The following is a 22,126-nucleotide window of genomic DNA, read 5'->3' on the forward strand; positions in this document are numbered from 1 at the left end:
CGGGGAAAAATCCGTGTAAGCTGGCGCCATGACGACTGTTTCCATCCCCCATACCGACGTGGCCGGCGAGCCATTTCCCGCTGCACGTTTCATTAAAGAAATAGGACGCGGCAAGAACGGCGCGCGCAGTATGACGCGCATTGATGCCTGCGCCCTGTACCGCGCCATGCTCGAGGGCCGCGTGTCGGACCTGGAGTTGGGCGGCATTTTGTTATCGATGCGTATCAAGGGCGAGTCCGTGGACGAGATCGCCGGCTTCCTCGACGCTGCCGAAGCCTCGTTCGTCCCGCTGGCCGCGCCGGCAGGCGAATTCGCGCCCATCATCATTCCCAGCTACAACGGCGCGCGCAAGATGGCGAACCTGACGGCCTTGCTGGCGCTGCTGCTGGCGCGCGCGGGCGCACCCGTGCTCGTGCATGGCGTCACCAGCGACCCGGGCCGCATCACGACGGCCGAGGTGCTGGCCGCGCTGGGTGTGCCCGCCTCGCCGGACCATGCGCAAGCCGAGGCCGCCATGGCGCGCGGCGAAGCGGCCTTCCTGCCCATCGAGGCGCTGGCGCCGCGCCTGGCGCACATGCTGTCGCTGCGGCGCGTGCTGGGCGTGCGCAATTCCACGCATACCCTCGTGAAAATCATGCAGCCGTTCGCCGGGCCCGCCCTGCGCCTGGTGTCGTACACGCATCCCGAATACTTGGAAATGCTCGGTGAATATTTCCTGACTGCCTGCGATCCCGCGCGCGGCGACGCCTTCCTGATGCGCGGCACGGAAGGCGAAACGGTGGCCAACGCCAACAAGGCGCAGCAGATCGACTGGTTCCACGACGGCGAACGCACGGTATTGGTGGAAAAGCAATTGCTGGTGGAAGAGTTGCCGCATTTGCCGGGCGAGCGCGACGCGGCCACTACGGCGGCCTGGATCGCGGCCGTGCTGCGCGGCGAGGTGCCCGTGCCGCCGTCGATCGCCGAACAGGTGGAGCAATGCTTGACGACATCGCGGCAGATTGCGGCACGGCCGCGCTAGCCGCGCCGCCGCAGTTTACAATGGCGTCTTTGTACTCAGCGGTGACCGGAATTCTTATGGCAAAACAATTTGATGTGGCAGTGATCGGCGCGGGCGCGGCCGGCATGATGTGTGCGGCTGTTGCCGCCCAGCAAGGCAAGCGCGTGGTGTTGATCGATCACGCGGCCAAGCTGGCCGAAAAGATCCGCATCTCGGGTGGCGGACGGTGTAATTTCACCAATATTAACGCCACCCCACAAAATTTCCTCTCGGAAAACCCGCACTTTTGCAAGAGCGCACTGTCGCGCTACACGCCGCAGGATTTCCTCACGCTGGTGAAAAAATACCGGATCGGCTACCACGAAAAGCACAAGGGCCAGCAATTCTGTAATGAATCGGCCGAGCAGATCATCGACATGCTCAAGGACGAGTGCGCTGCTGGCGGCGTGCACTGGCGCATGCCATGCAAGATCGACAATGTTGTTCAGCAAGACGACGGCGGCTTCGTGCTGCAGACGGACAGCGGCGACATCGAAACGGCCAGCATCGTCATCGCCACGGGCGGCCTGTCGATCCCGAAGATCGGCGCCACCGACTTTGCCTATCGCATCGCCAAGCAATTCGGTCTGGCAATGGTCGAGCCGCGTCCGGCCCTGGTGCCGCTGACGTTCGACCCGGCCAGCTGGGCGCCGTTCGCGGAATTGTCCGGCATCGCGCTGGAAGTGGATGTGGAAACGGGCAGCCTGAAAGGCCGCAAGGCCACGGGCGCGCGTTTTCGCGAAGATTTGCTGTTCACGCATCGCGGCCTGTCCGGTCCGGCGATTTTGCAGATTTCCAGCTACTGGCTGCCGGGCGAGCCCATCGTCATCAACCTGTTGCCGGAAGTCGATGTGGCGCAGACCTTGATCGAAGGCAAGGGCACACTGAAGAAGCAGTTGGGCAATATCGTTGCCCAATGGCTGCCGCAGCGCCTGGCCGACTGCCTGCTTGCCACGAACGGACTGGCGCCGGACGCGCGCATCGCCGACATGCCCGACGCGCAGTTGCGCAAGCTGGGCCAGGCCATCAATGCCTGGTCCATCGTGCCGAACGGTTCCGAAGGCTACCGCAAGGCGGAAGTGACGCGCGGCGGCATCGACACGCGCGAACTGTCGCAGCAGACCATGATGGCCAATAAAGTGCCGGGCCTGTATTTCATCGGCGAGTCGGTCGACGTGACGGGCTGGCTGGGCGGCTACAACTTCCAGTGGGCCTGGGCTTCCGGCGTGGCGGCAGGTATTGCCTTGCAGTAAGCTACTCTGTAATATGGGGTTTTGGCGCCCGGTGCGCCGATCCCGGTGCGTGGTTTACGCCACATTCCGGCAGCGACCGCAGGCTGCATGCCGCACGCAAGTGGGGGAGGGGCTTCCCTTTCCGAATAAAAGCTGCTACTATCTATCTCTTCCTATACACCACCTCAACGGTTTGAATTTTACATGACCACTATTCGCCTTAAAGAAAACGAGCCGTTCGAAGTCGCAATGCGTCGCTTCAAACGCACCATCGAAAAAACGGGTCTGCTGACCGAATTGCGCGCTCGCGAATTCTACGAAAAGCCAACAGCTGAGCGCAAGCGCAAGCTGGCAGCTGCTGTCAAGCGTCATTACAAACGCATCCGCAGCCAACAACTGCCGAAAAAATTATTCTAAGACTGTTCAGTCAGAACCAACCCGGGTAGTTCGGCGCATTGTTCGCCACGGGTTTTGTTTTGATTCGCCTGGAGTGATACTTCAGATGAGTCGCATACCCGCTCCGGTTCGCCGCAGCGGGTTTTCGCTTTTGTGGCCCGTACTTGTTTCTGGCCGCGCACGAGCACCGTTCCCATACTGACCAACGAGGATTGCCATGAGCTTGAAAGAACAAATTACCGAAGACATGAAAAACGCCATGCGCGCCAAGGAAGCGGGCAAGCTGGGCACGATTCGCCTGTTGCTGGCGGAAATCAAGCGCAAGGAAGTCGACGAGCGCATCGAATTGACGGATGCCCACGTGACGGCCATCGTGGAAAAGATGATCAAGCAGCGCAAGGATTCGATCACCCAGTTCGAAGCCGGTGGCCGTGCCGACCTGGCCGACATCGAAAAAGCCGAGCTGGTGCACCTGATCGGCTACATGCCTGCCGGTCTGTCGGATGAAGAAGTGGCGGCCGAAGTGGCTGCCGCCGTGGCCGCCTCGGGCGCCGCCGGTCCGCAAGACATGGGCAAGGTCATGGCCATCGTCAAGCCGAAGCTGGCCGGCCGCGCCGACATGACCGTGGTCTCCGCGCTGGTCAAGAAAGCCTTGACGCCGGCCGCGTAAGCAACAATAGTAGCAAGGGCTGCCAGCCGTCGCGCTGGCAGCCTGTTAAACAGCCCACACGTTGACCTGGCTCAACCTCAGGCCACGTGCGGTAGTATAGTCTGACCTATAACAAGACCCGCCCTCGCCAGTGATACCTCAATCCTTCATTTCCGATTTGCTCAACCGCGTCGATATCGTCGATGTCGTGGGGCGCTATGTGCAGCTGAAAAAAGGCGGCGCCAATTTCATGGGCTTGTGCCCGTTCCACAGTGAAAAGTCGCCCAGCTTTACCGTCAGCCCCACCAAGCAGTTCTACCACTGCTTCGGCTGCGGCGCGCATGGCACCTCGATCGGCTTCCTGATCGAATACTCGGGCATGGGCTTTGTCGATGCCGTCAAGGACCTGGCGCAAAACGTGGGCATGGTCGTGCCGGAAGCGGACGACAAGATCCCGCCGGCACAGCGCGCGCAGATCCAGGCGCAAAGCCTGGCCCTGTCCGACGCCATGACGCAGGCCTGCGATTATTACCGGGGCCAATTGCGCCACGCGCCGGAAGCCATCGCCTACCTCAAAAATCGGGGCTTGACGGGCGAAGTGGCCGCTCGCTTCGGCATGGGTTTCGCGCCCGGCGGCTGGGATAACCTGCGTTCCGTCTTCCCCGACTACGATGTGGTGGCCCTGGCCGAGGCCGGTCTCGTGATCGACAAGGTCGATGAAGAGGGCAACAACCGCAAGCGCTACGACCGTTTCCGCGAGCGCATCATGTTCCCGATCCGCAATACCAAGGGCCAGGTCATCGCCTTTGGCGGCCGCGTGCTCGACCATGGCGAGCCGAAATATCTGAATTCCCCGGAAACCCCCTTGTTTTCCAAGGGTTTCGAACTATATGGGCTGTTCGAGGCGCGCCAGGCCATCCGCGACGCCGGCTATGTGCTGGTGACGGAGGGGTATATGGACGTGGTGGCGCTGGCGCAGATGGGTTTCCCGCAGGCAGTGGCTACCCTGGGTACGGCGTGTACGCCCACCCACGTGCAGAAACTGCTGCGCCAGACCGATAACGTGATTTTCAGCTTCGACGGCGACAAGGCCGGCCGCCGCGCCGCGCGCCGCGCGCTCGAAGCGAGCCTGGCCCACGTGACGGACAATAAAACGATCAAATTCCTGTTCTTGCCGTCGGAACACGATCCGGACAGCTATATCCGCGAATTCGGCGCCGAAGGTTTTGAGCAGCAGGTGCATGAAGCGATGCCGCTGTCGCAGTTCTTGCTGAAAGAAGTGTCGGGCGAGCATGATTTGTCGGAACCGGAAGGGCGCGCCCGCGTGCAGTTCGACGCCAAGCCCCTGCTGCAATTGATGGCGCCGTCGTCGCTGCGCCTGCAGATCGTGCGCGGCCTGGCGCAGCTGACGCAGTCCACGCCGGCCGAGATCGAAGCCCTGTTCGAGCTGGCCAAGCCCGTTGCCGTGGCGCACCGCGCGCCGCCGAAATCGGGCCGCCCCGTGCCCGTGGGCCTGGAATTGAAGATCATGCGCATGCTGGTGGCGCATCCGCCCTTGACCCTGCGCATCGACGAGGCGGCCCTGACCGCCTTCCAGCACCTGGGGCCCGATGCGGCGCACAGCCTGGGGCAGCTGGTGGCCGTGGGCCAGGCGCTGGGCGAGCACGGCAGTTTTGCCGCGCTGGCGCAGCAGTTGAAGGAGCTGGGCAGCGAATACGACGAGATCATCGGCGAGATCGCGGCCGGCACGGAGTCCGATTACGACAGCGAATTGTCGTGGCTGGTGAGCACCATCCGCGAGATCAAATTGAATGCCTTGAAGGCGGAATTGCAGCAATTGTTTGCGTCGGGTTTGCCATCGGAGAAAATTGGTGTACGCTACCGCGAAATCATGCAGGAGCAGGGCGAGCTGGAACGCGAACGCGATGCCGAGTTGGTGAATCGCTAACCTTGCCCTGAGGGTATGGCGCGCACTGGAAAAACATTTTTCGCGTGCTATAATTAAATGCTAAGTATTGTGTGCTTTGGCAAGCTAGTTCTGTTTCGTAAATAGTATTTGTTTTCAGTAAGTTAGGCTCTTGATCGGCGCGGTGGATCGTGTCGGCAGCCAGGGCCAACTGGCGCTTTCGGCGTTGCGGGCAAGGCTCGCAGACGCTGGCAAGCCGCGCCAGGCTCTCGCTCCCAACGCGGTCGATGCAGGAATTTTTGCCGAGACGGCTGGCAACAGCCGGTGGACAGGAATTGCTGCGCTTCCCGCGGATCGTGGCCGATGAGGTGTAAGTAACGTAACAGTGTCGAATTTGCGTAGTCGGCAGGTTCGAAGATGGTGGTTCCCGCAGGTAGACAGGGAACTGGCAGCAAACTTTATCCTAATCCACCGTAAAGCAAGTCGTTGTGTAATCGAAAGCGCCTGTGCCAATCAAGAAACCCGAATCCAAAGCGGCTGCAAAGCCCACTAAAGTTACCACGAAAGCCGAAAAGGCGCTCGACCGGCCAGAAGCGCGCGTGACCAGCGCGCCCGTGGTCAGCCAGACCACCGACGCCGCCACCCTGGCGGCCATCGATACGTCCGGTTATGTCTTGCCGTCGGTAAAAGTGCCAGGCCGCCGCGGCCGCAAGCCAAAAGAATTCCAGCCAGAAAATGATGAAGTCGCCGCCCTGAACGCCGTCGAGCGGGCCGAACTGAAGGCCGTCGACAAGGCCAAGGCCAAGGACCGCAAGGCGAAAGAGCGCGCGCTGCTGAAGGACGCCTTCTCGTCCGACACGGAAGCGAGCGAGGAAGAACTCGAGCGCCGGCGCCAGAAACTCAAGACCCTGATCAAGTTCGGCAAGGAACGCGGTTTCCTCACGTATGCGGAAATCAACGATCACTTGCCCGAAAACATCGTCGATCCAGAAGCCATCGAAGGCATCATCGGTACCTTCAATGACATGGGCATCGCCGTCTACGAGCACGCGCCCGATGCGGAAACGTTGTTGCTGTCTGATAACGTTGCCGTCGTCACCAGCGACGACGAGGCGGAAGCGGCGGCCGAGGCCGCATTGTCGACCGTTGATTCCGATTTCGGCCGCACCACCGACCCCGTGCGCATGTACATGCGCGAAATGGGCTCGGTCGAGCTGTTGACGCGCGAAGGCGAGATCGAGATTGCCAAGCGCATCGAAGATGGCTTGAAAGACATGATCCAGGCCATTTCCGCCTGTCCCGTGACGATCGCCGAAATCATCGCCGCCGCCGACCGCATCGCCAACGAAGAGATCAAGATCGACGAAATCGTCGACGGCCTCGTCGATGAAAACGAACCGGTCGCCGCCGCTCCTGTCGTGTCCGCTCCCGTCGAAGAAGACGAGGAAGAAGGCGAAGCGGAAGAACAGGAAGAGGAAGAAGAGGAAGAAGCGAGCGCTTCGGGCGCCGCCGGCTTCTCCGCCGAACAGCTGGAAACCCTGAAACGCACGGCGCTGGAAAAATTCGCCGTCATTTCGCAGCAATTCGACAAGATGCGCCGCGCCTTCGAGAAGGAAGGCTACAACTCGAAGCCGTACGCCAAGGCGCAGGAAGCCATTTCGCAAGAGTTGCTGGGTATCCGCTTCACGGCCAAGGTCGTGGAAAAGCTGTGCGACACCCTGCGCGGCCAGGTCGACGAAGTGCGCCATATCGAGAAGCAGATTCTCGACGTGGCCGTGAACCGCTGCGGCATGCCGCGCGCCCACTTCATCAAGGTCTTCCCGGGCAATGAAACCAACCTGGACTGGGTCGATGGCGAAGTCAACGCAGGACACGCGTACAGCGCCATCCTGGGCCGCAACATTCCGACCGTCAAGGAACTGCAGCAGCGCCTGATCGACCTGCAGGCGCGCGTCGTGCTGCCGCTGCCGGACTTGCGCAACATCAACCGCCAGATGGCGGCCGGTGAAATGAAGGCGCGCAAGGCCAAGCGCGAAATGACGGAGGCCAACTTGCGCCTGGTTATTTCGATCGCCAAGAAATACACGAACCGCGGCCTGCAATTCCTCGATTTGATCCAGGAAGGCAACATCGGCCTGATGAAGGCCGTCGACAAGTTCGAATACCGCCGCGGCTACAAGTTCTCGACGTATGCGACCTGGTGGATCCGCCAGGCGATTACCCGCTCGATCGCCGACCAGGCGCGCACGATCCGCATTCCCGTGCACATGATCGAAACGATCAACAAGATGAACCGTATCTCGCGTCAGATCCTGCAGGAAACGGGCGCGGAACCCGATCCGGCCACCTTGGCGATCAAGATGGAGATGCCCGAGGACAAGATCCGCAAGATCATGAAAATCGCCAAGGAACCGATCTCAATGGAAACGCCGATCGGCGACGACGACGATTCCCACCTGGGCGACTTCATCGAGGACAACAACACCCTGGCCCCGGCCGACGCAGCGCTGCACGCGTCCATGCGGGGCGTGGTCAAGGACGTGCTCGATTCCCTGACGCCACGCGAAGCCAAAGTGCTGCGCATGCGTTTCGGCATCGAAATGTCCACCGACCACACGCTGGAAGAAGTGGGCAAGCAATTTGACGTGACGCGCGAGCGCATCCGCCAGATCGAAGCCAAGGCGCTACGCAAGCTGCGCCACCCATCGCGCTCCGACAAGCTGAAAAGCTTCTTGGAAGGCAACTAGAAGCCAATAGGGCTTGACGTACGCCCCTGATACCCCTATCCTCGCGTGTCCGTTTCCAAAACGGCCGCGCGAGGCGGGCATCAACAGCGCCGCCAAGCCGCAGTCCCCGGGCCTCTAGCTCATGCTTGGTTAGAGCAGCGGACTCATAATCCGTTGGTGCCGTGTTCGACTCACGGGAGGCCCACCACATAATCAAAAAAAGCCAACCCTGAGGGGTTGGCTTTTTTTTAATAAATTTATCAAAGGCACTACTTACAATCATGCCTTGTCGTTATACATCCTGACGGAGCAGCAATATTGGATGGGCACGACGCTTCGGGTGGCCTGCGAAACTTGAATAGCAAATTTTGTTGTGTGATGTCGGGTTCGGTCGGTTAGGCCCATAAACACTATCCATACTGAAGAATACCTTTTCCGTCGGACCTTGTGCAAAACCGCTATAGTTGTTTTGAATTAAATTCTGGACAGTGCCTATTTCCCGTTCAACAGACAAGTAGCAGAGATCCTGGCATTGTTTTGAAATTTCGGATGCTGTCGGTCGGTCATTAGGGTTGTAACTAAGACACTTTTCTACAAGCGCTTGTAATTGCAATGCCAGGGGTGTCAATTGACGATTGGATGTCATGAAACCGGGCCAAGGCACTCGATTTTTGGTCTTCACATTCACTGCTGCGTCCAAGAAGACTCCAAATGGATATTCGCCGGTAAGTAAGCGGAACATCATCGCCCCAAGCGACCAAATATCAGTGGCTTCTGTAATCTTTTCACCTGCTTTTCTGAACATCATTTCTGGTGCCATATAGGGTATTGCACCTTTAATCGTGCCTGAATTAGATTTTGTCAGATCACCTGCTTGAGCAGCGTCGTCAAAAAATTCTTTGGTTAAGGTTGCAATGCCAAAGTCTGTAATTTTCAGATGGTGTAAGTTGACACCTCCAGAGACCATAACGTTACTTGGTTTGAGGTCGCGATGAATAACACCCACACGATGTGATGCTGCAAGTCCTTTTGCAAGATGATGCAAGACTCGTGCCGCTAAATGGGGGTCCAAAAACTGAAAATAGGCAAGTTTTTGCTCTAGATTTTCTCCTTCAATAAACTCCTCGACTAGGTAGTCGATGCCGTCAATCTGGAAATAGTCTAAGGTTTTTGCAACGTCATGATGATTGATTCGTGCAGCAATCTGGGCGCTTAATTTGAACCCCTTGGTTTGTTGCCCAGGTTGCGGGGTCTTAAGTGCGACATCAATATCCAGCAGCGTATCACGTGCGCGATATACATATTGCATACCACCATTACCAGCGTGTTTAATCACTTCGTACCGCTGAGCAATGAGTGTGCCGATCTTGATCATGATATAACCTCTGGATTGGAGACATCGAAAGTTACAAAAGTCCTGTCTGGATATACTCCGAAAGTAATTACGCAGCAAGCCGGCAATTCATCCGCGATTTTAACGGGGGAATTATTTAACAATACTGCGCCATCAATGCTTGTTACCGAAAACACCAAGCCATCGTATTTGATGCCAAGCGACCCTCTGTTTCCACTCGAAACTGTTGCAGTTCGTGAGCCACTATGGATTTCATGCGTATCCTTGCCGAGAACAAGAAATGCCCGGTGTCGATCTTTCAGGAGGTGTTTTCTAATTGATCCTTCAATGGTAGCAATTGTGGGGCGTGTTTTCGGATCTGATCGCAAACTTTCTTGAAGCAATTGCACGACATCTGGAGGCGTGTTTGGCATTAACTTGGCAAGCTTACCCGCAGGCATTGGCAGAGGGGGCCAACTGGCAAGTTCATCGGGAAGATCTTCCTGAGTAAGCATCAGCGCAGTAACGGCAAAAGCATAAACGTCAATAGCCTGATCAAAACTGATATTTGATGATTTCCAAAGTTCGGGAGCCATGAATCCTGGTGTACCAATCGGGCTACGAGTATGAGCATCCTCGCCCACCGACCGTGCCAGACCGAAGTCTAGGATTTTCACAACTCCATCATTATCTACCCTGATGTTGTTTGGTTTAATGTCGCGATGGATAATATTTTCTTGATGAATGGCAAGAAGTCCGCAGGCGATTTGCCATATCACGTTTAAATGCGTTGGGTCGCCTTTAAAAGTTCCGGCGGCAAGATCCTTGCCATCTATGAATTCTAGTACCAGTGCTCTCTGCGTAGTACCCGCGTTATCAATCTCCAATAAGTCAAATAATTGCACTACATGTTTTGAACGTAGCCTTAATAACGCTTTTCGTTCATCAATTAGCCGTCTATCGTCTTGGCCGGGCTTTAGCGTCTTGACAACAACATTTCGATTCAAATGCGAGTCAAGATATATGGAAATATCGCCCATGCCGCCGCCGGTGGCACTTCCAGTGTTTTGATAGCGTTCAGTTGGATTCATTGTGGCTCTTTGCTGTCGACTCTTCGGCTATTGAGGAAGTATCTAGCTGGATTGAAAACTGATTATCATCATTGCTTATCTTGGGTTTGTCTTTTTTGTTTGAGGCAGATTTCCTGCTCTTCTTTTTTCCAGCCACTACGGGTTGGGGGGGCTCAGCGGGAAGTTGAGTGTCAGGGGCAGGTGACGATGCTTGCGAAGGTATTTGCTCAACCATTTCCGATCGTATCCATGCAACCTCAAGCATGTTGAAAGAGTCAGTAAGATTGATTCCTGACTCCTCATATCGCAGATCATTTTTCAGATCTTTTATATCGATTAAGGCTAGACTGGCATTGTCAGGCGACCCTCTCCAGCGTGCATAGGTTAACAGTTGCTTGGATATGTCGGCTAGTTGTCCTGTGTTGAATAAAATATCATTGAACACGTGATTACTAATGAAATGCACACCGTCCGAAGTGATGGCTAATTTCTGGATTGCTTTAGGTACAATACCAACATGAGGCCTGAGCCCTGGCCCCATCCCACAGAACTGTAACAGCTCGGTGCCTGTCCCACCTACGGCCTCTTGAAGGTTGTCATCAACGGTCAATCTGGTTATGTCGTTCGAGCCTTCATCAGCGTGCCACCCGTAAATTCTGCTATCGCCAATATTGAGCGTTATTGCCGAAGAATCTGGGGAAATGTACACGGCTGAAAGAGTTGCCCCACCATAACCTTTTGCCAAGTTGAAGACCGCTTGGTTGGCCTCTAAGGAGGCAAGGCGTAACATCTCGCTTGGGTTGGTATTGCGTAGTTTCACGATGGAGTTAAAAAAGGCAGCTAAGCCTATAGTGGCGCACTCACCACCGTCGCTCATGCCACCCATTCCATCTGTTAGTGCTACCACCGAAAACGGGGATGTGTTAGGTGATGAGCTCACGCGCATCATTGCGACTCGATCTTGGTTTTCTGAGCGGGATGTACCCGTATCAGTGGCGAGTACAACAGCACCCTCCTGATAAGTACTTGTAGTTTTGCCTTTGGCGTTAAGACGCAGCCAGCGAGCAATTCGATAATTGAGCATATTGAACTGTAATGTGTCTATTCTGAGCGTTATCCCCAGCAACATGCTGGGCTTTCGGTGAGTTGTGTGGAGTTGACTGCCACAGAAACTATACTCATCTAACTTAAGCCGATAGGTATTTTCTCTATCCAATACTGCCACAATGCAATTAACGATGTCGAGCTTACTTAGTATCTTAGCCTACCAGAATTTAGCAAAAATGAGTGAAGTCTGGGCGGGCCACTGCCGGGGCTTTTTTCGTGCTGTCGTACAATCGCGGCATTGATATTTCTCAAGGGTGAAACGAGATGACGGCGGAAGTGAAGATTGACGATATCGTGGTGGGCGATGGCAAGGCGGCGGCGCGTGGCGCGCTGGTCACGGCGCATTACCGGGGCTGGCTGGAAGATGGCACGGAATTCGACTCGTCGCACAAGCGGGGCGAGTCTTTTCGCTGTGTGTTGAGCAATAACAAGGTCATTCAGGGCTGGATTCTGGGTTTGCACGGCATGCAGGTCGGTGGCACGCGCAAGTTGTGGGTGCCGGCGCATCTGGCGTATGGCGAGCGGCAGGTGGGTTTGATTCCGCCGCATTCCAATTTGATCTTCGAGATTGAGTTGCTGGAAGTGCTGACGCGCGATTGATCGCTTGACGCGCAATCAGGCGGGCAGGGCGCTTGCCTTCGCTCCGGCTTGTTGCGTGAGTAGTTGCTCGACATCGGCATGTAGCGCCTGCTGGGTGGGGAAGTTGGCATAGCGCAAGGTCACGTAACCGGCCAGCCTGAGCATGGCGTCGCGTTCCTTGTCCTGGCGTTCGCGGCCGGCGTGGCTGCGGTCGTCGAGTTCGATCACTGCGATGACGTTCAGTTGCTGGCTGCACAGGACAAAATCGGCCACCTTGCGGTCGAAACGGTTTCTGTTTGCCCGTCCCTGCGCCGTCACCAGTGCGGAAAACGCCACTTGCGCCAGCACCGTGCATTCCGGCAAGGCCGTTTGCAGCAGGTGGTACATCTGCTGTTCGCGTGTTGTCATGACGGGTTTTCTTTGCAGACGCAGCGGCCTGCGAGATTTCGCAGCCTGGCGCGTGGCCAGCATGGCAAGGAACAGGATCACTGCCGCGATGGCGATCAGGACGGTGTAGGAAGGCATGGGCTGGTACCAGAATGGACGAGCCCTGATGGTACGCGAACAGCGGCGTGTTTTCGTGCCGCCGCCAGCGTATTTCAGGTGGTGCGCTTGTGGAAGATCAAGCCTGCTTCAGCTTGACCTGCAACATGCCCAGCAGCGGCGCGATCTCGTGCAGGCTGGCGACTTCACAGGTGGGGATGGCGGCCGAGGTGTTGGCCATGTTGTCGGGGTTGAACCAGCAGCTGGCTATGCCGTAGCGGTTGGCGCCCAGGATGTCGGCGTCTAGCCGGTCGCCGATGATGATGGTCGTTTCCTTGTTGAATGCGCGCGCCATGTTGGCCGCGTATTCGAAGAAGCGCACGTCTGGCTTGGCGTGGCCGCACGCTTCGGATGTGGCGACGAAGGAGATGTAGTCGCTCAGGCCGGAGGCGGCGATGCGGCGGTTCTGGATGGATTCGACGCCGTTGGTGATGATGCCCACTTCGCCGATGCGCGACAGTGTTTCGCACACTTGTTTGGCGCCATCGATGAGCACGACCGTGTCCGGCAGCGATTCCAGATACAAACGGCTGGCCAGTTCCGGGTCGATGGCGATGCCGTTCAGCGCAAACGTCTTGCGGAAGCGTTCCACCTTCAGGAAATCCTTGCTCACCTCACCTGTTTCGAAACGTTTCCACAGGTCGACGTTGATCGCCTGGTACTGGGTAAACAGCGCGTCGATGCCGTCGCGCAAGCCCAGTTCGTGCATGGTGTGCAGAAACGAGCGTTTTTCGGACGCGCGGAAGTCGAGCAGGGTATCGTCGAGGTCAAACAGGAATAGCTGGTAGGTCATGGTATGTATTGAAAGCGTGGAACTTGTCTTGCATCGTAGCACGTAGCGCTGAGTTCGGTTGGCCGTGCCCTGCGCGGGCGATCCGCTACAATCGCTGCCGGACCCGTCACTTTCACTTCATTCCTTTCATGACCCAGCTCTCCGTCAACGTCAATAAAATCGCCCTGCTGCGCAATTCGCGCGGCCGCAATTTCCCGGACCTGCTCGCGTTTTCCGCGCGCTTTCTCGACCTGGGCGCCGCCGGCATTACCTTGCACCCGCGCCCGGACCAGCGCCATGCGCGCTACGATGATGTTGCCGCTTTGCAGCGCCTGTGCGCGGAACGGGGACGCGAGCTGAATGTGGAGGGCTATCCTGCGGCGGAATTCCTGCAGGTCGTGAAAGACGCGCGCCCGGCGCAATGCACCCTGGTGCCCGATATGCCGGGCCAGCTGACGTCCGATCACGGCTGGGACATCGAACGGCATGCGGCGCTGTTGCGCCCCGTTATTGGGGAATTGAACGACCTGGGCATCCGCGTCAGCCTGTTCGTCGATGCCGACTATCCGGCGCTGGAATGGGCGCGCGAGGTGGGCGCGGCGCGGGTCGAGCTGTACACGGAACGGTTTGCCGAGAGTTATGGCGGCGGGCAGGCCGAGGCCGTGTTTGACACGTATCTGCAGGCGGCGCGGCGGGCACAGGCGCTGGACCTGGGCGTGAATGCGGGGCACGACCTCGATTTGCATAACCTGGCGCGCTTCCTGGACATTCCCGGCATCCTGGAGGTGTCGATCGGCCACGCGCTGGTGGTCGAGTGCATCGAGCAAGGCATGGACAAGGTGCTGGGACGCTACCTTGAGATATGTCAATCGTAGGGCTGCCGCACATCGAACGCGCTTGCCGCTTGCTGACCTTGCTTACCAGTCATTTCTGAATGGATTTTTGCATGTTTGACGCAACTGCGGGGAGTGGCTTGAGGAGTGGTATTGAGCGCACTATTTGCACTGAAAACTGACTATTTTCGTTTGCTGTGTAATGGCTGCAACGCACTGTTTGACGCCTGGCAAAGCCATGCGCAGGTAGCGTTCGGTACCGGCATACAGGCAGTCCACCTGAAACAGATACTCGGGTGCATCAAAATTGATGTCCCAGCGTTGATGCAAGGTGCCGTTGCGTGTCCATTCCTTGTCCGGGGCCAGGATAGGCAACGCTTCGCCAGCTGCTGGCGGCTGATCCGCCGGATAGGACAGCACGCGTACGCTGTCGAGCCTGGCGGCTGGCAGGTTCCAGCTTGAGGGAGGCGCTTGCGGGCAAGACACGGATGCAATGGGGGCCGCGGCAGCTGGCCGCATCGCTGCGGCAGCGATGGCCAATACCAACAGTGCGAGCGGCTTCATTCCACTACCGAATAGAGTTCGGGACGATTCGATGCCCCCGCCGCCGAACGGCCGAAGTAGATCACGCGGGCGCTGGGCTTGTGGTTACGCCACTGGTCGAAAATTTCTATGCCGCCAGGCACCTGGCGGATGAACAGCGCCGCATGATTGCCCTGCCGCAGACTCTGATAGCGGCCGTTGACGAAGTTGGCAATCACTGTACCTTTCGCGATACCGCCTTGTTCCAGCAGATCCGGCACCTTGTCTCCTTCGCGCCAAAGCGATGAGGCACGGGCGCCGGTGAGGTGCCTGACCAGGGTAACGCACTCGCCATTTCCCACGAACTCTTTTTGCTTCGCATAATCGGCACGCGCAATGTAGGGCATAGCGTTGCTCTCTGTGGCTGACGATAGGGAGAGCGTATGCAAGGCGCGGGCAAGCAGCTTGATGTGTGCCAGAGCAATACAGAACATTGACATGTGTCATGGGCCCGTCTGGTGCACGGACAACCTTACATATCCACCCACCAGTTGAGCAAGGTTTCATCATCGTCGTCATCGAGGTTGACGTAGATATTGGCGAAGTACCATTCCACGCCCGTTGCCTCGCGGAAGGCGTCGAAGGGACCGTTGACGTTGTAGATGCCGTGGTGTCCCGGCACGCTGAAGGTGAGGTTGCCCTTGTGTTGGCCGTCCAGGGTGCCGCCCAGCTGGCTTTGCACGTCGCGTTCGAGCTGGTCCACTGCTGCTTGCGGCACATCGTCGGCGTAGATCTGGATGCAGAAGTTGCCGCCGCGCTTTAAGACTTCGGCGGGGGCGAGCGGGTCGGCGATGCTGACAATGTCGCCGCGCGCCAGGTTCAGGGTCAGGCCGGGCGAGGCCAGCAGTTCGTAGACGTGTTCGTCGATTTGGCGCGCGGGCAGGGTTTCATACACGGGACCGCTGGTGTTTTCGCCTGCCAGTACGCGGATATGTGGCAAGCCTTCGCAATTGATGTCTTCCATTTATTCTTTCATAGTGCCGGCGCAATGCGCCGCAGGGCGCCAGGTAGGGGTATATGGCAATATTGTACCGGCTAGGTGTTTGCTGGCGGGGTATGCAACAGTGCAGACGGGGAGACGCAATCGGGAATGCCGTGCCGGCAGGTGGTTGTTTATGTGGCCTGTGCGGTTCGAAGTGCCAGTTATGCGCCCTTGTCGCAATGCTTGGCCTGCGGCGTTTCAAGAACACGGAATATGCAAAAGGCACGCCGCAGCGTGCCTCGATATCATGCCAGGCGGGTTGGCCCCAGCTTAGAAGCGGTAGCTGGCGCTGATGCGCAGCACTGGATATGCCTTGAAATCCTTGACCTTGTCGGACAGTTTTTCGTTTTCAGCGGCAACGTCCGTTTTCAGGGCGGCACAGACCAGCGGGTCGCAGCCGGTATTGTGCAGCGAGGTTTTCGGCGAACCCTGGAACAATACGCCGATGTCGCTGGAAATGCTCCAGCCGGCCTCTTTCACCGGGTTGCCCCAGCCGATGCCGATGTAGGGGGCGACCTTGCGGAAATCGATGGTGCCGTCCAGCTGGCCAGCGCTGGCCGCCGTATAGGTGTTGCCGTTCAATGTGTAGCTGCCGCTTTTGTTCGGCTTGCCTTTGGCATCGATTTTATTGCCGTTGTACACGACGCCGGCGCTGACGCGGAAGGCGCCGTCCATGGGGAAGTAGTCGAGCAAGGCGTCGAAGGTGCGCAGTTTGAGTTTCAGCTTGTAGTCGACGTCTTCGGTGCTGGAGTCGTAGGAGTAATTCAGGAAGCCGACGCCAAAACGGGCATTCAGATTCGATTGCAGCGGCACGCTCAGGTGGGCGCCGACGCCAGTCGTACCCAGGTCGGCGGCGATGGCGATTTCTGCCTGGGCTTGGCTTGCGCAGAACATGCCTGCCAGTAGGGCGGCGATCAGGTATTGCTGTTTCATGCTTACTGACTCCAGTCGTTGGTCTAATTATGTACGCGATAAATTACCCAATTGAAACTAAAATTTCTATTGGGTAATTTCAACGAGAATAATAGAGGCTGGATTGTTGCCAAGCAAGACGAAGTGGCAAATGGTGGTACAAGGTGTTGCTTTCCTGCCGCATCAGCTTGCGACGTGGCTTAATTGTGTGCGCTGATGCCGCTGCGGAATTGTTCGAAACCGGCGCGTGCGGCTTTATAGCAATTGCCGGCGGCCGCTTCCAGGCCTTCGCGGTCGAGCACTTCGACCGTGCCGCGACGGTACTGGATCAGGCCTTCGTCCTGCAGCTTGCGCGCCGTGACGGTGACGCTTTCGCGGCGCACGCCCAGCATGTTGGCCATGGTGTCTTGCGTGACCTTCAGTTCGTTCGACAGGGAACGGTCGAGGCGGTCCAGCAGCCAGCGGCACAGTTTTTGTTCGATGCTGCAATGACGGCCGCCCACCACGTTCTGCGCCATTTGCGCAAACATGGCGCTGGTGTAGCGCATCAGCAATTGCGCCAGCGCGCCGCCTTCATTGAACACTTCGCGCAGGAAGGCGGTTTTCAGGCGGTAGCCGTAGCCTGCCGTCTGCACGATGGCGGTGCAGGTGGCGCGCTCGGCTTCGTACAACACCACGCCAGCCACGCCTTCGCGGCCGATGACGGCGATCTCGGTGGTGGCGCCGTCTTCCATCACATACAGCAGGGAAACGATGGCGTTGGTGGGGAAGTACGTGTATTCAATCTTGCCGCCGCAATCGAACAGGTGCTTGCCGGCAGGCAAAGCGACCAATTCCAGCTGGCAAAACAGGCGCTCCAGATCGGCGCGCGACAAGGCGCGCAGCAATTCGTTCTGTTGGGCGCCCGTGATGCTGATCATGGGTGTGGCCGGAGCGGCTTGCCAGTTGTGCTGGGCGGCTGCGTGGCTATTCGTTGCTGGTGTCAGGTTGCTATAAGCTTTGTACATGGTAGGGCCTCGTCTTCTGATTTTGTTGGATGGCGCTGCTTTTCTGGCTTGCTAGCGTTGTGCTGAATCTTGTATCCACTATAGAACCAGGGGGCAATGACGGGCATCGGATGAGCCGACGTGCTTATGTAGGCTAGGAACATTGCCCCGTGTCATCCAACTCCTACGCCCGCTCTTCATTTTCCCGTTTGGAAACAACCGTGTTTGGACAAAAATGCGGCGCGCTGCCCGCTACACCTGAACTTTGGCCGCATGCCGCGATCAAACCACTCTGCGCTGCAGTGCGTCGGTGATAAAATGTTGCCTTGTGGAAATTTAACCGGCGTTTCGGTATGAGCCGCCGCATTACCTGCGCCGTGTTGGTGCGCGCCTGTCTTGTCCCGTTTACCTGTTAATGAAGGAACGCAACGCATGAAATGGTTTTTTGATCTGAAAATTGCCACCAAGCTGATCTTGTCGTTTGGCGCCGTGCTGCTGCTGACGGCCGCGCTGGGCGTGTCGGCGATCTTTTCCATGGCGCGCATCAATACCGCGTCGACGGACCTGTCCGACAACTGGATGCCCAGCGTGCTGGCGGCCATGTCCATGCGCAGCGATGTCAGCGATTTCCGCCGCTGGGAACTGGCGCACATGCTGGCCGCGCAGGATGCCGACATGGCGCAGAACGAAACGCGCATGACGGAAACCCAGGCCAGGCTGAAGGCCGATGCCGACAAGTACCGCAGCCTGATTTCCGAACCGGGCGAGAAGGAAGTGTTTGAGCGCTTCCTGGCGCTCAACGATGAATTCATGCGCCTGCATGCAACCATGCTGAGCCTGTCGCGCGAGATGAAAAAGGAAGAGGCGCGCGCGCTGGCCGTGGGACCGTCGGCCCAGGTCATGACGGACATGATGGCGGCGCTCGATAAACTGGTGGCGATTAACACGGACGGCGGCGTGCGCTCGAGCGCCAGCGCCGACGCAACCTATGCGGCCTCGCGCGCCAGCCTGATCGCCTTGGTGGCGGGCATCGTCATCATCGGCATGCTGCTGGCGCTGTGGGTGGCGCGCAGCGTGGCGCGTCCGCTGATCGAGGCCGTCGGCGTGGCGCGCCGGGTGGCGGCTGGCGACTTGACGGCGCATATCGTTGTGCGATCGCAAGACGAAACGGGGCAATTGATGCAAGCCCTGAAAGACATGAATGCCAGCCTGCAAAACCTGGTGGGCCAGGTACGCGGCGGCACCGATACCATCGCCACGGCGTCGAGCCAGATCGCGGCCGGCAACCAGGATTTGTCGTCGCGCACGGAAGAGCAGGCCAGTTCGCTGGAAGAAACGGCTTCGTCGATGGAAGAGCTGACCTCGACCGTGAAGCAGAACGCGGACAATGCGCGCCAGGCCAACACCATGGCGCAGACCTCGTCGAGCATCGCCATCGAGGGCGGCAAGGTGGTCAGCGAGGTGGTGGGGACGATGGCGTCGATCAATGCCTCGTCGCGCAAGATCGTCGACATCATCGCCGTTATCGACGGGATTGCTTTCCAGACCAATATCCTGGCCCTGAATGCGGCCGTCGAGGCGGCGCGCGCAGGCGAGCAGGGGCGCGGCTTTGCCGTCGTCGCCACGGAAGTGCGCAACCTGGCGCAACGCTCGGCCGCGGCGGCCAAGGATATCAAGGTGCTGATCGGCGATTCGGTCGAGAAAGTCGAGGCGGGCTCGAAACTGGTGGATCAGGCGGGCCGCACGATGGATGACATCGTTGCCAGCATCACCCGCGTGACGGACATCATGAGCGAGATCACGGCCGCCAGCAGCGAGCAGAGCGCCGGTATCGAGCAGGTTAACCAGGCCATCACCCAGATGGACCAGGTGACGCAGCAAAATGCGGCCCTGGTGGAAGAGGCTGCCGCGGCGGCCGAGTCGATGCAGGAGCAGGCCGCCAGCCTGAGCGAGGTGGTCAGCATCTTCAAGCTCGATGCGGCCAGCGCCGCCGCAAACCGGCCGCGTGCGCCTGTCAAGGCTGTCAAGGCGTCGGCAGCCGTGACGCCGGCACCGGCGCCGCGTCAACTGGCCAGCACGGCGCGCCGCGCGGCGCCGGTGGATGAGTGGGAAAGCTTTTAATTGAATTAAGTTAAGCGCGCTTGCGCGGCTTCCTGACGCTCTGGGTGGCGGGCGCGGCAGCGGCTTGCTGGCGCTGTTGCCACGCCCTCAGGGCATCTTCGTAGGCGGCCAGGTCTTCCTGGTACATTTCCAGTACGCAAAAAGTGCAGCCGCTGTGGCAGCACTCGTCATTGCCCGGTTTGCTGGGCGGCTGCGGTTGCGGATCGTGGGATAAAGGCGGGGTGGGCATGGTAAGGGCAGGGACGGCGGAGCTGGCATCGGAGCCGGCATGATACGGCATCCCGGAGGTCTATTGCTGGAACGCTTTTTGCTCAAAAATCACGGTTTCCGTGTACAGTTGCGGTGAATTAGGGTATCGTTTACAGCACTGATATTGTATCTTCTGCGCGCGATGTTCCGCCGGCGCGATCTCCGCCGCCATCGCAGCACATCTCTTCGACGCTCCCGCATACGCCATACAGCATGTCCCGGAGCACGGAGGTGCCGCAAGAACAATGATCCATGGCTTGCAAGACGGAGCTGCCTGTGCCCCGAAATGTTGTTTATTGAGAAAGCATGGCTTCCGCAGTGCGGAGGCACACCAGAAAATTTATGTCTGAAACCGAATCGACTCCTACGCCCAGCCCGGCGATTGCCCCTGAAGCGGCGCCCGTCGCCGCTGCGCCTGCGCCTGCACCTGCACCTGCACCTGCACCTGCACCTGCACCTGCCGCATCCGCTGCTCCCAGCCTGACTTTTGCCGACTTTGGCCTTGCGCCTGAAATCCAGCGCGCCTTGACCGACCAGGGTTACACCCATCCGACACCGATCCAGGAACAAGCGATCCCCGTGGTGCTGCAAGGCCGCGATGTGATGGGCGCCGCGCAAACGGGCACCGGCAAGACGGCCGGTTTTTCCTTGCCGATCATCCAGTTGCTGATGGCGCACGCCAGCAGCAGCATGTCGCCGGCGCGCCACCCGGTGCGCGCGCTGATCCTCACGCCGACGCGTGAGCTGGCGGTGCAGGTGGCCGAAAACGTCAAGGCCTACGCCAAGCACACGCCGCTGCGCTCGACCGTCGTCTTCGGCGGCATGGATATGAAGCCGCAAACCGTCATCCTGCGCGGCGGCGTGGAAATCGTCATCGCCACGCCGGGCCGCTTGCTCGACCATATCGAGCAAAAGAACATCAGCCTGAGCCAGGTGCAGATGCTGGTCATGGATGAGGCCGACCGCATGCTGGACATGGGTTTCCTGCCGGACTTGCAGCGCATCATCAACTTGTTGCCGAAACAGCGCCAGAACCTGATGTTCTCGGCCACGTTCTCGCCAGAAATCAAGAAACTGGCCGCCACCTTCCTCAACGATCCGCTGACGATCGAAGTGGCGCGCAGCAACCAGACGGCCGACAAGGTCACGCAAGTGGTCTACAAGGTGACGGAAGACCAGAAGCATGCCCTGGTCGCCCATCTGCTGCGCCAGCGCGACCTGAAGCAGGTCATCGTATTCTCGAACACCAAGATCGGCGCCTCGCGCCTGGCCCGCGTGCTGGAACAGGAAGGCATGAGCGCCACGGCGATTCACGGCGACAAGAGCCAGCAGGAACGCATGGCGGCGCTGGAGGCGTTCAAGAAGGGCGAAATCGACGTGCTGGTGGCGACCGACGTGGCGGCGCGCGGCCTGGATATTTCCGACCTGCCTTGCGTCATCAACTTCGACTTGCCGTACAACGCGGAAGATTATGTGCACCGCATCGGCCGCACGGGCCGCGCCGGCGCCTCGGGCGACGCCATTTCGATCTACTCGGATAAGGACGAGCGCTTGCTGGCCGATATCGAGAAACTCATCAAGCAAAGCATCAAGCGCGGCGAATTGACGGGCTTCAACCCGGCGCCCGCCCGCAGCGGCGACAGCGAGCGCCGTCCGCCACGCCGCAGCGAAGGTGGCGAGGCACGCCCGGCGCGTCCGTCCGAGAGCCGCTACGCGGGCGACGCCGAGACGCGTTCGGCGAGCCGTCCGGCCGACCGCGCCAGCCGTCCCTTCTCTGCAGGGCCGCGTCGCGACAAGGTTGATCCGTGGTTCCTCAGGCCGTATGAGCCAGCTAAGGCCGCCGCACCTGTGGCTAGCAACAATCTCCCTGCGCCGAAACCGAAGCCGAAACTGGCAGCTCTCTTGGGTGGTCTAGCCAAGGGTTGATCATTGTCGGGGAAATGCAACACTGCCGTGCCGTTTCCCCAGACAGCCTGCATGTCTGTTCCGCTTTTATCCCATATGAATTCGCCTGCTTTGGTAGGAGCATTTCAATAGTGCGCAGATTGCCAGCTAGGAATGTGAATGCTACAATTAGGATGTCGTTCTCAAATTGATAAAATAACTAGC

Annotated in this window: 21 protein-coding genes and 1 tRNA gene; 11 read left to right on the top strand and 11 right to left on the bottom strand. The window is 58.6% G+C overall.

Features of this window, described 5'->3' with window-relative positions; all coding sequences use genetic code 11:
- Window positions 1-28 precede the first annotated feature (28 nt).
- The 7 genes from ybiB (at window position 29) to IGS60_RS02935 (ending at window position 8,156) form a co-directional block, all read left to right on the top strand.
- Complete coding sequence (ybiB, locus tag IGS60_RS02905; protein ID WP_230502263.1) at window positions 29-1,021, top strand: DNA-binding protein YbiB; 993 nt, start codon at window positions 29-31, stop codon at window positions 1,019-1,021.
- Window positions 1,022-1,077: 56 nt separating this feature from the next.
- Window positions 1,078-2,292, top strand: coding sequence for an NAD(P)/FAD-dependent oxidoreductase (locus IGS60_RS02910; protein WP_230502264.1), 1,215 nt, complete (start codon window positions 1,078-1,080; stop codon window positions 2,290-2,292).
- Window positions 2,293-2,475: 183 nt separating this feature from the next.
- Window positions 2,476-2,688 (top strand): 30S ribosomal protein S21, encoded by a 213-nt coding sequence (rpsU, locus tag IGS60_RS02915; protein ID WP_008451879.1) that lies wholly within the window; start codon window positions 2,476-2,478, stop codon window positions 2,686-2,688.
- Between the two features lie 196 nt (window positions 2,689-2,884).
- Complete coding sequence (locus IGS60_RS02920; RefSeq protein ID WP_070287781.1) at window positions 2,885-3,337, top strand: GatB/YqeY domain-containing protein; 453 nt, start codon at window positions 2,885-2,887, stop codon at window positions 3,335-3,337.
- A 130-nt stretch (window positions 3,338-3,467) separates the two neighbouring features.
- On the top strand, window positions 3,468-5,264 hold the full coding sequence (gene dnaG / locus IGS60_RS02925) for a DNA primase (protein WP_070223121.1): 1,797 nt from the start codon (window positions 3,468-3,470) through the stop codon (window positions 5,262-5,264).
- A gap of 464 nt (window positions 5,265-5,728) precedes the next feature.
- Entirely contained in the window at window positions 5,729-7,969 is a 2,241-nt protein-coding gene (rpoD, locus tag IGS60_RS02930) for an RNA polymerase sigma factor RpoD (RefSeq protein ID WP_230502266.1), read from the top strand.
- A gap of 108 nt (window positions 7,970-8,077) precedes the next feature.
- Window positions 8,078-8,156: transfer RNA gene (locus tag IGS60_RS02935), tRNA-Ile, on the top strand.
- An 84-nt stretch (window positions 8,157-8,240) separates the two neighbouring features.
- On the opposite strand, the gene IGS60_RS02940 is transcribed toward IGS60_RS02935, so the two are convergent.
- From IGS60_RS02940 to IGS60_RS02950, 3 genes are read right to left on the bottom strand one after another with little or no spacing between them, the layout of a single operon-like run.
- Window positions 8,241-9,323: a serine/threonine-protein kinase gene (locus tag IGS60_RS02940; protein WP_230502268.1), complete on the bottom strand. Its 1,083-nt coding sequence runs from the start codon at window positions 9,321-9,323 to the stop codon at window positions 8,241-8,243.
- Window positions 9,320-10,372 carry a protein kinase gene (locus IGS60_RS02945; RefSeq protein ID WP_230502270.1) on the bottom strand — a complete coding sequence of 351 codons (1,053 nt, stop codon included), beginning with the start codon at window positions 10,370-10,372 and terminating at the stop codon, window positions 9,320-9,322. The genes IGS60_RS02940 and IGS60_RS02945 overlap by 4 nt, the downstream gene beginning before the upstream one ends.
- Window positions 10,359-11,480: a PP2C family serine/threonine-protein phosphatase gene (locus IGS60_RS02950; RefSeq protein ID WP_230502272.1), complete on the bottom strand. Its 1,122-nt coding sequence runs from the start codon at window positions 11,478-11,480 to the stop codon at window positions 10,359-10,361. Before IGS60_RS02950 ends, IGS60_RS02945 begins: the two co-directional genes overlap by 14 nt.
- Before the next feature lie 242 nt (window positions 11,481-11,722).
- Between IGS60_RS02950 and IGS60_RS02955 the strand changes: the two genes are divergently transcribed.
- Window positions 11,723-12,058, top strand: a complete 336-nt coding sequence (locus IGS60_RS02955; RefSeq protein WP_230502274.1) for an FKBP-type peptidyl-prolyl cis-trans isomerase — start codon at window positions 11,723-11,725, stop codon at window positions 12,056-12,058.
- A gap of 15 nt (window positions 12,059-12,073) precedes the next feature.
- Here the strand turns inward: IGS60_RS02955 and IGS60_RS02960 are convergent, their stop codons facing one another.
- Both IGS60_RS02960 and IGS60_RS02965 read right to left on the bottom strand, forming a co-directional pair.
- Window positions 12,074-12,562, bottom strand: coding sequence for a DUF2726 domain-containing protein (locus IGS60_RS02960; RefSeq protein ID WP_230502276.1), 489 nt, complete (start codon window positions 12,560-12,562; stop codon window positions 12,074-12,076).
- Window positions 12,563-12,659: 97 nt separating this feature from the next.
- Window positions 12,660-13,373, bottom strand: a complete 714-nt coding sequence (locus tag IGS60_RS02965) for a YjjG family noncanonical pyrimidine nucleotidase (RefSeq protein WP_230502277.1) — start codon at window positions 13,371-13,373, stop codon at window positions 12,660-12,662.
- Between the two features lie 128 nt (window positions 13,374-13,501).
- On the opposite strand from IGS60_RS02965, the gene IGS60_RS02970 reads away from it, so the two are divergent.
- Window positions 13,502-14,227 carry a pyridoxine 5'-phosphate synthase gene (locus tag IGS60_RS02970; RefSeq protein WP_230502278.1) on the top strand — a complete coding sequence of 242 codons (726 nt, stop codon included), beginning with the start codon at window positions 13,502-13,504 and terminating at the stop codon, window positions 14,225-14,227.
- A gap of 120 nt (window positions 14,228-14,347) precedes the next feature.
- Here the strand turns inward: IGS60_RS02970 and IGS60_RS02975 are convergent, their stop codons facing one another.
- The 5 genes from IGS60_RS02975 to IGS60_RS02995 all read right to left on the bottom strand — a co-directional run bounded on the left by IGS60_RS02975 (window position 14,348) and on the right by IGS60_RS02995 (window position 17,581).
- Window positions 14,348-14,749 carry an STY0301 family protein gene (locus IGS60_RS02975; RefSeq protein ID WP_141749877.1) on the bottom strand — a complete coding sequence of 134 codons (402 nt, stop codon included), beginning with the start codon at window positions 14,747-14,749 and terminating at the stop codon, window positions 14,348-14,350.
- Entirely contained in the window at window positions 14,746-15,201 is a 456-nt protein-coding gene (locus IGS60_RS02980) for a BPSL0067 family protein (RefSeq protein WP_230502280.1), read from the bottom strand. The genes IGS60_RS02975 and IGS60_RS02980 overlap by 4 nt, the downstream gene beginning before the upstream one ends.
- A gap of 38 nt (window positions 15,202-15,239) precedes the next feature.
- A complete protein-coding gene (locus IGS60_RS02985; protein WP_070310528.1) occupies window positions 15,240-15,731 on the bottom strand; it encodes a DUF4265 domain-containing protein in 492 nt (163 codons plus the stop codon).
- A gap of 288 nt (window positions 15,732-16,019) precedes the next feature.
- Window positions 16,020-16,682, bottom strand: coding sequence for a hypothetical protein (locus IGS60_RS02990; protein WP_175444717.1), 663 nt, complete (start codon window positions 16,680-16,682; stop codon window positions 16,020-16,022).
- Between the two features lie 179 nt (window positions 16,683-16,861).
- Window positions 16,862-17,581: a Crp/Fnr family transcriptional regulator gene (locus IGS60_RS02995; RefSeq protein ID WP_035828139.1), complete on the bottom strand. Its 720-nt coding sequence runs from the start codon at window positions 17,579-17,581 to the stop codon at window positions 16,862-16,864.
- A gap of 498 nt (window positions 17,582-18,079) precedes the next feature.
- On the opposite strand from IGS60_RS02995, the gene IGS60_RS03000 reads away from it, so the two are divergent.
- Entirely contained in the window at window positions 18,080-19,768 is a 1,689-nt protein-coding gene (locus tag IGS60_RS03000; RefSeq protein ID WP_070224356.1) for a methyl-accepting chemotaxis protein, read from the top strand.
- Window positions 19,769-19,778: 10 nt separating this feature from the next.
- Here IGS60_RS03000 and IGS60_RS03005 read toward each other — a convergent pair whose 3' ends face one another.
- Window positions 19,779-19,997 carry an oxidoreductase-like domain-containing protein gene (locus IGS60_RS03005; protein ID WP_070224406.1) on the bottom strand — a complete coding sequence of 73 codons (219 nt, stop codon included), beginning with the start codon at window positions 19,995-19,997 and terminating at the stop codon, window positions 19,779-19,781.
- A gap of 362 nt (window positions 19,998-20,359) precedes the next feature.
- On the opposite strand from IGS60_RS03005, the gene IGS60_RS03010 reads away from it, so the two are divergent.
- Window positions 20,360-21,943, top strand: a complete 1,584-nt coding sequence (locus IGS60_RS03010; RefSeq protein ID WP_230502283.1) for a DEAD/DEAH box helicase — start codon at window positions 20,360-20,362, stop codon at window positions 21,941-21,943.
- Window positions 21,944-22,126: the final 183 nt, after the last annotated feature.

The sequence above is a fragment of the Janthinobacterium sp. FW305-128 genome (assembly GCF_020858135.1).
Lineage (GTDB): Bacteria > Pseudomonadota > Gammaproteobacteria > Burkholderiales > Burkholderiaceae_D > Janthinobacterium.

Bases quoted from the DNA above. Each gene is read 5' to 3' on its own strand.
- ybiB (WP_230502263.1), top strand. From the start codon at position 29: ATGACGACTGTTTCCATCCCCCATACCGACGTGGCCGGCGAGCCATTT.
- IGS60_RS02910 (WP_230502264.1), top strand. From the start codon at position 1,078: ATGGCAAAACAATTTGATGTGGCAGTGATCGGCGCGGGCGCGGCCGGC.
- rpsU (WP_008451879.1), top strand. From the start codon at position 2,476: ATGACCACTATTCGCCTTAAAGAAAACGAGCCGTTCGAAGTCGCAATG.
- IGS60_RS02920 (WP_070287781.1), top strand. From the start codon at position 2,885: ATGAGCTTGAAAGAACAAATTACCGAAGACATGAAAAACGCCATGCGC.
- IGS60_RS02940 (WP_230502268.1), bottom strand. From the start codon at position 9,323: ATGATCAAGATCGGCACACTCATTGCTCAGCGGTACGAAGTGATTAAA.
- IGS60_RS02945 (WP_230502270.1), bottom strand. From the start codon at position 10,372: ATGAATCCAACTGAACGCTATCAAAACACTGGAAGTGCCACCGGCGGC.
- IGS60_RS02950 (WP_230502272.1), bottom strand. From the start codon at position 11,480: ATGTTGCTGGGGATAACGCTCAGAATAGACACATTACAGTTCAATATG.
- IGS60_RS02955 (WP_230502274.1), top strand. From the start codon at position 11,723: ATGACGGCGGAAGTGAAGATTGACGATATCGTGGTGGGCGATGGCAAG.
- IGS60_RS02960 (WP_230502276.1), bottom strand. From the start codon at position 12,562: ATGCCTTCCTACACCGTCCTGATCGCCATCGCGGCAGTGATCCTGTTC.
- IGS60_RS02965 (WP_230502277.1), bottom strand. From the start codon at position 13,373: ATGACCTACCAGCTATTCCTGTTTGACCTCGACGATACCCTGCTCGAC.
- IGS60_RS02970 (WP_230502278.1), top strand. From the start codon at position 13,502: ATGACCCAGCTCTCCGTCAACGTCAATAAAATCGCCCTGCTGCGCAAT.
- IGS60_RS02975 (WP_141749877.1), bottom strand. From the start codon at position 14,749: ATGAAGCCGCTCGCACTGTTGGTATTGGCCATCGCTGCCGCAGCGATG.
- IGS60_RS02980 (WP_230502280.1), bottom strand. From the start codon at position 15,201: ATGTTCTGTATTGCTCTGGCACACATCAAGCTGCTTGCCCGCGCCTTG.
- IGS60_RS02985 (WP_070310528.1), bottom strand. From the start codon at position 15,731: ATGGAAGACATCAATTGCGAAGGCTTGCCACATATCCGCGTACTGGCA.
- IGS60_RS02990 (WP_175444717.1), bottom strand. From the start codon at position 16,682: ATGAAACAGCAATACCTGATCGCCGCCCTACTGGCAGGCATGTTCTGC.
- IGS60_RS02995 (WP_035828139.1), bottom strand. From the start codon at position 17,581: ATGATCAGCATCACGGGCGCCCAACAGAACGAATTGCTGCGCGCCTTG.
- IGS60_RS03000 (WP_070224356.1), top strand. From the start codon at position 18,080: ATGAAATGGTTTTTTGATCTGAAAATTGCCACCAAGCTGATCTTGTCG.
- IGS60_RS03005 (WP_070224406.1), bottom strand. From the start codon at position 19,997: ATGCCCACCCCGCCTTTATCCCACGATCCGCAACCGCAGCCGCCCAGC.
- IGS60_RS03010 (WP_230502283.1), top strand. From the start codon at position 20,360: ATGTCTGAAACCGAATCGACTCCTACGCCCAGCCCGGCGATTGCCCCT.